Genomic DNA, 12,323 nt, shown 5'->3' on the forward strand with positions numbered 1-12,323 from the left:
AACCCCTTGGCCGGCAAACGAAGTCGATACCTACCGCGCCCTGGGCTACTGGTCCGGAGAAACCTTCGGTGACATGCTCACCAGCCGCGCGGCCGCCACCCCGGATGCCGTCGCCGTGCTCGACGACCGCAATCGCTGGACCTACGCCGAGCTGGAAACCCGGGCCAGGTCGCTGGCCTCGGGGTTCCTGGATCTCGGCATCCAGCAGGGCGATCGGGTGCTCGTGCAACTGCCCAATATCGCCGAGTTCGTCGAGGTGATCTTCGGCCTGTTCTATGCGGGCGCGCTGCCGGTCTTCTGCCTGCCCGCGCACCGCCAGGCCGAACTGCTCCCGATCGCGCAGGCCAGCGGCGCGATCGCGATGATCACCTGCCACCACCACCAGGGGTTCAATCACGCCACGCTCGGCGCGGTGCTGCGCGACAGCGCGCCCGAGCTGCGGCATCTGATCCTCGTGCCGGATCACCGGCGTCCCGCCCTGCCGCCGGGCGGCACACACGGACTCGACGACCTGCGCGCCGCACCACGCGAATTGCCCGAGGTCGACCCGTCCGGCATCGCGTTTCTGCAGCTCTCCGGCGGTAGCACCGGGACGCCGAAGCTCATCCCGCGCACCCACGACGACTACCTGTACAGCGTCCGGCGCAGCGTGCAGATCTGCGGACTCGACGAGACCAGCGTCTACCTGGCGGTCCTGCCGGTGGCGCACAACTTCCCGATGAGTTCGCCCGGCATCCTCGGCGTGCTGTACGCGGGCGGCACCGTGGCGATGGCCATCGAACCCTCCCCCACCACCGCGTTCGGCGCGATCCAGCGTTTCGGCGTGACCATCACCGGCCTCGTGCCGCCGCTGGCCAGACTGTGGGTGGAACGCGCGGAAGCCGGGACGGACTACGACATTTCGAGCCTGCAGGTGCTGCTCGTCGGCGGTGCCCGCTGCCCGGACGAGCTGGCGCGGCGGATCGCCCCCGCGCTCGGGGTCACCCTGCAGCAGGTGTTCGGCATGGCCGAGGGACTGGTCTGCTACACCCGGCTCGACGATCCCGAAGAGGTGATCTTGGCCACGCAGGGCAGGCCGATGTCGGACCACGATCGGATCGCGGTCGTCGACGAGCAGGGCGAGCCGGTACCTCCCGGCACGGACGGTCTGCTGATCACCAAGGGCCCGTACACGATTCGCGGGTACTACCGCAATGCCGAGGCCAATGCGACCTCGTTCACCGAGGACGGCTGGTACCGCACCGGTGACGTGGTCAACCTGCGCCCGGACGGCAATCTGGTGGTGAAGGGCAGGCTGGGCGACCGGGTCAACCGTGGCGGGGAGAAGATCTCGGCCGAGGAGATCGAGGCACATCTGCTGGACCATCCGTTGATTCGGGACGCGATCGTCGTGTCGGTGCCGGATGAGCGGCTGGGCGAACGCAGTTGCGTGTTCGTGCTGGCGACCGACCCGGCCACCCCGCCCGCGCTCGGCCAGATTCGGCAGTTCGTGCGCGAGCGCGGTGTGGCGACCTGGAAGATCCCGGACCTGCTCGAGGTCGTCGAGAGCTTCCCGGAGACCGGCGTCGGCAAGATCAGCCGCCGTTCCCTGCGCGCCGCGCTCACGGCGCAGGCGGCCCAGTCCTCCTAGCGCGGCCGCCCGTCGAGGTGAGCCCCAGGGCTCACCTCGACGGGCCGCACGGGCCCTAACGGTGCTCGGCCGCCTGCCGGTCGGCCGCCGAAGTGGCCAGCCAGACCGGACGCGAGACCGCGCACAGCAGCAGCCCGAATACCGCCGCGCCACAGCCGTATACGAGCAGCGCGGTGTCGGGGGCGAAGTACTGCCCCAGCACGCCGGCCACCAGCGAACCTACGGCGGTGCCCGAAACCGCCTGCACCAGCCACAGACTCGACACCCGGCCACGCAGGTCGTCGGGGGTGTGCTGTTGCAGCACCGCGAAGCGGAAGGTGTCGTTCACCGCCCGTCCCAGTCCGAACCCGGCCAGGCCGAGCACCGCGAAAACCGCTGTGCCGCCGACACCCACGATGATCAGCGCGACTGGCAGCAACACCACCGAGGCGAGCAGTGCCCGCCCGTTGCGGTGCACGCGCCCGGTCCAGCCGCTGGTGAACAGCCCGACCAGCGCACCGGCCGCCGGTGCGCCGTACAGCCAGCCGAGCACGGCCGGACCCGCGCCGAGCACCGTGTCCGCGTACGCGGGCAGCAGCACCAGCGGACCGCTGACCAGCATCACGGCCAGCCCGACCAGCAGTGTGCCGCGCACGATCTGATGACCGAGCGCGAACCGCAGGCCGGTCAGCAGCGCGCGCAACGGCGGCTCGTGCACCGAACCGCTCGGCGGATGCGCGCCCACCTCTTGGAACAGCGTGACGGTGAGCGCCGTGGCGGCCGCCGCGACGAAGTAGGTCACCGAAACCCCACTGGCAGCGATGATCACGCCCGCGAGGCCGGGCGTGACGACGGTGCCCAGCTCCGTGGTGAGCGTCATCAGCGCGCCCGCGGCGGCCAGCCGGTGCCTGCCGACCAGCGCCGGCGTCAGGGCCATCAGCGCCGAACTGCTCACCCCGCCTGCCACGCCGTCCAGCACCGCCGCGCCGTAGATCACCCACAGCAGTGGATGATCCAGCAGCGCGTTCCCGCCGAGGATGAGGAACCCGACCCCGGCCAGCGAGCGCGCCAGCTGAATGGTGCGCCGGCGATCGTGCCGGTCGGCCAGCACACCGCCGGACAGGCTGCCCGCGAACATCGCGACCGCGGTCACCACCGAGACGCCCGCGACGTGCAGGCTGGACCCGGTGAGCTGGTAGACCTGCACCGGCAGGGCCACCATCAGCAGCCCGATCCCGAGCAGCGAGATCAGCCGGGCCGCGAAGACGTAGCGGAACGCCTTGCTGTCCCGCAGCGGCGAGATATCGATGACGAGGCGACGCAGCACGCTCATCCGAAGGTTTTCGCGATGGTGTCGAGCGTGGTCAGCGCGCCGTGGTAGTCGGGGCGGTAGCTGGTCGCGGGCAACTCGTAGACCTTGCCGTCGCGGAACGCCGGCAACCGCGCGTACAGCGGGTTCTGGCCCAGCTCGGCCGCGCTCGGCCCGCCGACCGGGATCACGATGGCCACCGGCGCGTCGGCGACCTTGTCCAGCAGTTCGAGGCTGACCTGAAAGGAGTCACCGGAGCCGTACAGTGCCGGGTTCCCGGCCTTGGTCAGCACATCGTCGGCGACGAAACCCAATTCACCCAATTGGCTGGGCAGCGCAGCGGTCTGCGGCACCACGAACGGCTCCTTGTTGGCGACCGAGAGCAGATAGACCACCTTGCCGGTCGGCACCTTGCTCGACGCCTTCACCTGCGCGGCCTTGTCCTGGTAGGCGCTCAGCAGCGCGGGCACCCGGTCGGCCCGGCCGGACGCGTCCGCGACCATCCGCAGCTGCTCCTGCCAGTCGGTCACCTTGGTGGGCACCAGCACGGTCGGCGCGATCGCGGTGAGCTTGTCGTAGAGCTCGCCCGCCTGCACCGCGGTGATGCCCTGCCCGCCACCGATGATCAGGTCCGGGTCGGCGGCGGCGACGGCCTCGATGTTCAGTTCCGCGCCGGCCGGTAATTGCTTGGTGCCCTGCGCTTTTGCCTTGTCCGCCCATTGCGGCGGGAAGCCGCCGTCGAGGTTGGTGATGCCGATGACCCGGGTGTCGGTGGCCACCACCGGCGCGTCGAGCGCGTACAGGTAGTCGGCCAGGCTGCCGCTGAGCACCACGATGCGCTTCGCCTCGTGCGGCACGGTCACCGCGCCGCGATCCGTGGTGATCGTTCTGGTGTGCTCGCCGGCGGCGGTGTCCTCGGACGACGAGCATCCGACCACGAGGCCCAGCGCCATGGTCAGTCCGCCGAGCAGGGCGACTGCCCGCCGCATGCGTCCGGCGCGGCCGGACGTTCGGGTCGACTTCATCGGTCTCCTTGTGTTGAACGAACTTTCATCCCCAGCTCCCGCTCGATCAACGGCGTGAGCTCGGCCCAGCCCGCCGCGGTGACGAGCCCGGCGTGGTCGAAGGGCAGGTGGTGCACCACCGGATCGAGCCCGAGCCCGCGCCAGCCCGCGGCCAGCTCCGCACCCGGCGAGGCGACGGCATCGTGCGGCCGATCGGCGGTGAACAGGGTCAGCGGCCCGGAGTAGTCCGGAACCGCCGAAACCGCGAGCAGTCGCACGCATTCGGTGAAACCGGCGCGCAGCGCGGCGTGCAGGTGCGGGTCCGCGGTGCCGATCTCCGGTGCGAGCACGGTCAGCAATTCGGTTACGTCCGCGTCGATGTCGTGTTCGGCTCCGGCCCGGGTGCCCAGCGGTGCGGCATCGATCAGTCCCGCGAAGGCGACCTCCTCGCCTGCCGCACTGAGCTGGGCCGCCATGGCGTGCACCACATTCCCGCCGAACGAGTAGCCGAGCAGGTGGTACGGCCCGCTCGGCTGCTGTGCGCGCACGGTGGCGACGTACTGCGCGGCCAGCTCGTCGATCGACGAGGCGGCCGGCGCCGCGCCGCTCAGCGTGGGCAACTGCAACCCGAGCACCGGCCGTCCCGCGGTCAACCGAGTCGCCAACGGCAGGAACTGCCAGGCGAATCCACCCGCCGGGTGCACGCAGAACAGCGGCGCTTCGGCACCGTGCGCGCGCAGCACGAGCACATGCTCACGGCCCGCGGCCGACGACTCCGGCTCGGCCGCGGTGCCCTGTGTGCTGTCCAGATGCGCGGCCAGTTCCGCCACCGTCGGCCGGGCCGTCAGCGTCCCGAGCGAAATGGTCACGCCCAGTGCGCGATCCAGCGCGCCGAGCAGCCGCATCGCGCGCAGCGAATCGCCGCCGAGGTCGAAGAAGCTGTCCTCGATGTCCACCTCGCCGAGCTCGAGCACCTGCTCGAACACCGCGCACACTGCCCGCTCCCGCGCCGTCTGCGGCGCTCGGCGCACCGTGCGGCGCTCCGGTTGCGGCAGGGCCGCGCGATCCAGCTTTCCGTTGGGCGTCAACGGGATCGCGTCGATCACCATGATCTCGGCGGGCACCAGCGCGGCGGGCACCGTGGCCCGCACCTCCGGGCGCAGATCACGAGGGGCGCAGCCGGCGTCGAGCACCACGTAGCCGAACAGTCGTGCGGTGCCCGCGGAGTCGGCGCGGACCGTCGCGGCGGCGCGCCGGACGCCGGGCAGCGCGGCCAGCGCGGTCTCCACCTCGGCCAGCTCGATGCGCACACCGCGGATCTTCACCTGATGATCGACCCGGCCCAGGTACTCCAGCTCCCCATCGGCCCTGCGGCGCACCAGGTCTCCGGTCCGGTACATCCGGCCCCCGTCGGGGGCGAACGGATCCGCGACGAACGTGCCCGCGGTCAAGCCCGCCCGATCCCGGTAGCCGATCGCGATGCCGTCGCCGGACAGATACAGCTCGCCCTGCGCGCCGACCGGCACCTCGGCCAGACCCGAATCGAGCACCCGCACCTTCGCGTTGCGCACCGGGCGGCCCAAACAGGGTGTGGCACTGCCGGATACCGGCGAACCGAGCGCGTTGATGGTGAACTCGGTGGGCCCGTACAGGTCGTAACCGGTGGCGACCGGATGTTCGCGCAGCAGCGTCCACAGATCCGGCGGCACCGCCTCACCGCCGAGCAGCACCAGGGCAGGCACATGCGCGCCGGTGAGCAGGCCGGCCGCGAGCAATTCCCGTGCGTAGGAGGGCGTCACGTTGACCGCGTCGATGCCGACGTCCCGGTAGTGCGCGACCAGCGCGGCGGGCTCGAGTCGCGCCTGCTCGTCGATGACGTGCACCTCGTGCCCGGCGAGCAACCAGAACAGTTCCTCCCACGACATGTCGAAGGAGAACGAGACGGTGTGCGCCACGCGCAGCCTGCCCCGGTTCGCCCGGCGGTCGGTCGGGCCGAAGATCTCGTCGAGGTGGTTGTGGTACATCGTGGTCAGACCGCGATGACCGATCACCACGCCCTTCGGGCGACCGGTCGAGCCCGAGGTGTAGATGACGTAGGCCGGTTGATCGGCGCAGCTCGGACCGGCCACCGCCACCTCGGGCACCGCGGGCGGCGGCACCGCACCGTCGAGCACGCGTGCCACCTCGGGCTGATCGATCAGCAGTTGCACCCGCGGTCCGCCGTCGCCCTCGATCACGCTTTCCCGATGGACGCCGGTGCTGATCAAGGCCGAAGCCGCGCTGTCGGCGAGCAACTCACGCAGCCGGGCGGGCGGGTGGGTCAGATCCAGGGGTAGATACGCCGCCCCGGTGCGCATGACCGCGAAGATCGCCACCACATGGTCGGCGATGCGCGGCAGCGCGAGCGCGACCACGTCGGTGATCCCCACGCCGCGGCTCGCCAGCAACCGAGCCATCCGGTCGACCCGATCGTTCAGTTCCCGCGCGGTCAGCGCGACCGGTCCGCACACCAGCGCGCAGGCGTCCGGGGTCGCGGCGGCCCGTTCGCGCAGCAGCGCGTCGACGCTGCCGCCCGGCTGCCCGGGTAGCGGCACGTGCACCCGGTCCGGCGTGAACCCCGGCGCACGCTCAACCGGCACAGCGGTGTTCGCGACCATCGTGCGGCCCGCGGCGGTGTCCGGCGCCGCGAGCTGTTCGAGGATGGCGACCAGCCGCGTCAGCATCTGCTCGGCCAGTCCGTCCGGGATCAGATCGGCCCGGTGTTCGAGGGTGATCCGCAGCGGATCCGAGCCCGCGCCCGGATCGACGTCGAGGGTCAAGGCGTAGTGCGTGCTGTCCACCGCTTCGCGTCCGACCACGCCGGTGCGCGCGAAAACGTCTGCGGCGCCGCTCTCGTCGCGCGGCAGGTTGCGGAAGACATAGAGCGTGTCGAACAGCGTCGGGTATCCGGCCGCGCGCTGGATGCGGCCCAAGCCGAGCTGCTGGTGGGCGACGAGACCACCCTGCTCGCGCAGCATCCGGCGCAGCAGTTCCAGCAACGGCTCGCCCGGGCGCACCTGGACGCGCACTGGAATGGTGTTGAGCACCAACCCGATCATCCGTTCCGCGCCCGGCACCTCGGGCGAGCGCGCGGAGACGGTCGAACCGAACACCACATCGTCGAGGCCGGTGCTCGCGCGCAACGCCAGTCCCCATGCGGTGGACACCACCGTGGACAGGGTGACCTGGCCGTGCCCGGCCAACGCGCGCAGCGCCGCGGAGGTCGCCGCGGGCAGTTCGATCCGGGACCGGCCCGGCAGCGGTGACCGATCCGTGGCCCCGGTGCCGACGAGGGTCGGCTGCCGCAGGTCGGAAAGATATGCGTGCCAAGCCTTTTCCGACGCGCCGTGATCCAGGCCGGCCAGCCAGCGCAGCTGGTCGCGGAAATCGGCGGCAGGTTCCAGCGCCGCGTCCAGGTCGGCGGCGGTGCTGGTTTCGGCCCGCTCGTAGAGGGTGAACAGTTCGGTGAACAGCAGGGCCAGCGACCAGCCGTCGATCAGCAGGTGATGCAGCGTGAAGACGGCGCGGCTGGTGCCGTCCGGCAAACGCACCAGCACCAAGCGGATCAGCGGCGGTGCGCCGAAATCGAAAGGCGTGCGGTATTCCTCGTCCGCCAGCGCCACCACGGCGGCCGCGGCGTCGTCGGTCGTGCGTAGATCGACTTCCCGGCACGGTGTTTCCCACGCACCCGGAATGAACTGCACCGGTGCGCCGAAGCCCGCGTGGGTGAAACCGGCCCGCAGGTTGGCGTGTCTGCGCAGCACTGCGTCGAGGGCGCGGCGCAGCAGGTCGGCGCGGGCGGGCCGGGCGGACTCGAACACGAAACTCACCTGCATGTGATACGCGTCCGAACCCGCGGCCCGATCCACCACCGACTGGAAGTACATGCCCTCCTGCAACGGACCCAGCGGCAGCACTTCCTGCCACGGCGGGCACAGCGCGTCCAGGCGGGCGCGCTGGTCGGCGTCCACCGTCACCAGTTCCGCCGCGGCGCCGGGCGCGGCCGCGGCGTCCGCCGGTGTCGCGGCCGCGGCCAGCTCGCCCAGCGTCGGGTGTTCGAACACGTCCGCGACGCTGAGCACCAGGCCGTGCCGCCGGGCCGCGGTCACCAGCCGCACCGAGGAGATGCTGTCGCCGCCGAGCGCGAAGAAGGCATCGTCCGGGCCCGGCGCGGTGATGGCGAGCACCTCGCCCGCCAACGCGCACAGCGTCCGCTCGGCGGCTGTGCTCGGCGCGCGACGCGCGGTATCGGTTCGGGTCGGCTCGGGCAGCGCGGCCCGATCCACCTTGCCGTTGAGCGTCAACGGCAACGCGTCCAGCACCGCGATCGCCTGCGGCACCATGTATTCGGGGAGGATGCCCGCGACGGCGGCGCGGACCGCCGCCGGGTCCAGCGTGCCGCCCGGCGACGCGACGACGTAACCGAAGAGCCTGCCGGTGCCCGCGCTGTCCGCGCGGACCGTGGCCGCCGCCCTGGCGACCCCGGGGACCCCCCGCAGCGCGGACTCGACGTCGCCCAGTTCGATCCGGAAGCCGCGCACCTTCACCTGATCGTCGCTGCGGCGCAGGTACTCCAGCCGTCCGGCGCGCTGCCGGACCAGATCACCGGTGCGGTACAACCGCCGGCCGGGCAGGTCCGGATCCGGCACGAAGCGCGCGGCGGTCAGTCCCGGCTTGCCGAGGTAGCCGCGAACCACCTGCGCGCCACCGAGATACAGCTCGCCCGCCACACCCGGCGGCACCGGGCGCAGATGCTCGTCCAGCACTCGGGTGTGCACATCGGTCCACGGCGCGCCGATGGTGACCTGATCGCCGTCGTGCAGATCGCTCGCCGTCGCCCACACGGTCGCCTCGGTGGGCCCGTACACATTCCGCACCGACCGGCAAGTGGCGACCAGCGCCACCGCGAGATCCGCGGGCAACGCCTCGCCACCTACCAGCGCGCGCACCGCGGCCAGCCGCGGCGCGTCTTCGTGTTCGACCAGCACGCGCCAGAGCGAGGGCGTCGCCTGCACGAGTGTCGCGGCGCTCTCGGCGATCAAGGCGTGCAACGCGTCCGGGTCCCGGACGGTCGCCCGATCGGCCAGCACCACGGTCGCGCCGACGGTCAACGGCAGCAGCAGCTCCAGGACCGCGATATCGAAGGACACCGTCGTCACCGCCACGATCCGGTCGCCACGACCGATCCAGCCCGCCCCGCCGACGGTCTCGGCGAACGCCGCGAGATTCGCCGTAGTCACCATGACGCCCTTGGGCTTTCCGGTCGAGCCGGAGGTGTGGATCACGTAGGCCAGGCGCTCGTCCGCAGGCCGCGGCTGCGGCAGCACAACCGGATCCGATTGTGCCGCAACGTCGGTCAGCACCGTGGGCGGTCCGCCCGCAGGCAGCCGAGCCGCGAGGTCGGAACTGGTCAGCACGCACACCGGGGTCGCGTCCGTGAGCATGTACGCGAGGCGATCGGCCGGGTAGTCGACGTCGAGCGGCAGGTAGGCCGCGCCGAGGCGCAGCACGGCGAGCAGTCCGGCGACCAGATCCGTCGAGCGGGTCAGCGCGACGCCGACCACCTGCTCCGGCCCCGCACCCGCGGCCAGTAACCGCGCAGCCAGATCCGCTGTCCGCGTGGCGAGTTCGGCATAGGTGACCGATTCCGCACCGCAGACCACGGCGATCGCCTCGGGGGTCGCGCGCACTTGGTCGGCGAAGCGCACCGCCACACCGGGCGGCGTGGTCGAGCGCCGCGCCGGATCGTGCGCCGGATCGGATGCGGCCGAGGCGGTTTCGAAGATGCCCGCCGTCGGTTCGGGCACGACCCGCGCGAGCACCGCGATCAGGCCGTCGACGAGCGCGTCCGCGGTCGCGGGGTCGAACAGGTCGGCGTCGACCACCAGGCGCAGGTTCGCCTCGTCCGGTGCGCCGGCATCGGCCAGCCACACCGCCGCGTCGAAACGCGCGGCGGTGGTGACCGGGGGTACCGGCTCGACCACGAGCTCGCCGAGTTTCGGAGCCGGGGCCGCCGGTTCGTAGGCGACCATGGTCTGGAAGAGCGGATGCCGGGCCAGCGAACGCGGCGCGGCCACGGCGTCGACCACCCGCTCGAAGGGCGCGTCCTGGTGCGCCAGCGCGTCCAGCGCGGCGACCCGCACCCGGCCGAGCAGCTCCGCGAAACTCGGACGGCCGGTCAGATCACAGCGGATGACCAGCGTGTTGACGAAATACCCTATGGTGTCGCCGAATTCGCCCGCGTCGTCGTCCAGCACGCTGTCGCGATGCGACACCGCGCTGCCCAGCGGTATATCGCGCCCCGCGCCGAATGCCGACCAGGTGGTGGCCACCGCCGCCTGCAACACCATCAGCGGACTGACACCGTACGCGCCGCACAGTTCGGTGATCGCCGCGCGCAGTCCGGCGGGCAGCCGCCGCAGCACGGTGTGCCCGCGGTACGCGGCCCGCGCCGGGCGCGGGCGGTCGAACGGCAGCTCCAGCTCGGCGGGCAGACCCGCGAGGGTCTCACGCCAGTACGCCAGCTGCCCGGCATAGGCGTCCTGCTGCTGTCGGCGGCGCTCCCGCGCCGCGTACTCGCGATAGTCCGTGCCTGCCGGAGACCACTGGGGCGCTTCGTCTTTCACCCGCGCCCGATACGCGATGTCCAGATCGTCGAACAGCGGGCGCAGCGACGTGGCGTCGAAAGCGATGTGGTGCACCACCAGGACCAGCACGTGGTCGTCGGGCGCGATTTCGAGCAGCGTGGCCCGCGCCGGCGCCGCGGCGGTGATGTCCACGGGCTGGGTCAGGCACGCCGCGATGGCCGCATCGAGGCCCTCCGCCCCGATCGCGTGCCAGTCCAGTCCGGCGGCCTCGTCGGCCGTGCGCAGGTGCAGCGTGGCGGAACCGGCGGCATCTTGCGGATAGCTGGTGCGCAGCACCGGATGTCGCGCCAGCACGTCGCGCCAGGCGGCGGCGAGCGCGTCGTTGTCGAGCGCACCGCGCAGCCGGACGACCACCGGCACGTCGTAGGTGGTGGACGGTCCTTCCAGCCGGTGCAGGAACCACAGGCGCTCCTGCGCGGGCGACAACGGCGCACCGGTACCCACACGGTCGAGCACCGCGGGCGTGAACTCTGTTGGGGGCGTCGCCACTTCGCTGCCCCCAGTGATCGCGCGCGACCCGAAGCGCAGCGGATCTATCTGTGCCCGCGCCGCCAGGGTGCGCGCGGTCGGCGCGTCGAACACATCGGTGATCGCGACCCGGACGCCCAGCCTGCGCAGCCTGCCCACCAGGCGCATGGCCGTCAGCGAATGCCCGCCCAGCGCGAAGAAGTCGTCGTCGGGACCGATCGAGGCCACCTCGAGCACTCCCGCCGCGCCCTCGCGGATCGCCGCCAGCACCGCACCGTCGGCGACACCGGAAGGCTCGATCACCCGCGGGCGATCCGGCGTTCGCACCGGCGCACTCGGCGTTACCCACCGCGACATATCGAGCAGTTCGTCCACGCGCGTGTCCTCGGCCTCGACCACCGTGCGCAACACCTGTGCGATCCGCTCGACGATCCGGCCGACCGTCTCGTCCGCGACGGCGGCGCGGTCGTGGTAGACCACCAGCTCCAGCCGCTCGCCGGGCGGGGCGAGCAGCGTGACCGGGTAGTGCGTGAGCCCGTGATTGTGGAAGCCCGCGATCCGCAGTTCGTGCGATTCGGGCTGTTGCGCACCGGAGTTCGGGAAGTTCTCGAACACCACCAGGGTGTTGAACAGCTGACCCAGCCCGGCGGCGCGCTCGATCTCGGCCAGGCTCGCCTGCTCGAATTCCTGCATGGCGAACTGTGTTTCCTGCAGTTCCGCGAACAGGTCGAGCAGCGACCGGCCCGGCGCGAGGGTGCACCGCACCGGAATGGTGTTGGTGAACAGGCCGACCATCGCTTCGACGCCGGGCAGTTCGGCCGGACGACCGGATACGGTCGCACCGAAGACGACGTCGGCCTGCTCGTTGAGTTCGGCCAGCACGACCGCCCAGGTGCCCTGCACCAGGGTGTTCAGCGTCAACCCGCGGCGGCGGCCCAGTGCGACGAGCGCGGCGGCCTGCGCGGTGGAGAGCGGAACCCGCGCCTGCCGGAAGTCTTGTGCGCTCGTCGATGTCGTGGACAGCAGACTCGGCGCGGCCAGACCGGCCAGCCTGGCCGCCCACGCGTCGCGCACCGCGCCTCGGTCCTGCTGCGCGATCCACGCCAGGTAGTCGCGGTACGCGGCGGGGGCGGGCAGTTCGGCGCGGTGGTAGAGCGCGAGCAGCTCACGCAGCACGATCGGGGTGGACCAGCCGTCGGTGAGCAGATGGTGCGCATTGAGCACCAGCCGGTGCCGGGCGTCCGGCA

The 12,323-nt window shown here is 71.7% G+C and carries 4 protein-coding genes; 1 reads left to right on the plus strand and 3 read right to left on the minus strand.

The genetic code is table 11. From position 1 onward, the window contains the following. Positions 1 to 73: 73 nt before the first annotated feature. Entirely contained in the window at positions 74 to 1,630 is a 1,557-nt protein-coding gene (locus NBRGI_RS13335; protein ID WP_228832474.1) for a (2,3-dihydroxybenzoyl)adenylate synthase, read from the plus strand. Positions 1,631 to 1,685: 55 nt separating this feature from the next. Here the strand turns inward: NBRGI_RS13335 and entS are convergent, their stop codons facing one another. The 3 genes from entS to NBRGI_RS13350 all read right to left on the minus strand — a co-directional run. Next, positions 1,686 to 2,942 (minus strand): enterobactin transporter EntS, encoded by a 1,257-nt coding sequence (entS, locus tag NBRGI_RS13340; protein WP_029896038.1) that lies wholly within the window; start codon positions 2,940 to 2,942, stop codon positions 1,686 to 1,688. Then, positions 2,939 to 3,943, minus strand: a complete 1,005-nt coding sequence (locus NBRGI_RS13345) for a Fe2+-enterobactin ABC transporter substrate-binding protein (protein WP_029896039.1) — start codon at positions 3,941 to 3,943, stop codon at positions 2,939 to 2,941. The genes entS and NBRGI_RS13345 overlap by 4 nt, the downstream gene beginning before the upstream one ends. Further along, on the minus strand, positions 3,940 to 12,323 hold an 8,384-nt coding region (locus NBRGI_RS13350; protein WP_029896040.1), incomplete at its 5' end, for a non-ribosomal peptide synthetase. The genes NBRGI_RS13350 and NBRGI_RS13345, both read right to left, overlap by 4 nt.

Origin of the sequence: Nocardia brasiliensis IFM 10847 (genome assembly GCF_000710915.1) — a bacterium.
In the GTDB taxonomy this organism is placed as follows: Bacteria; Actinomycetota; Actinomycetes; order Mycobacteriales; family Mycobacteriaceae; genus Nocardia; species Nocardia brasiliensis_A.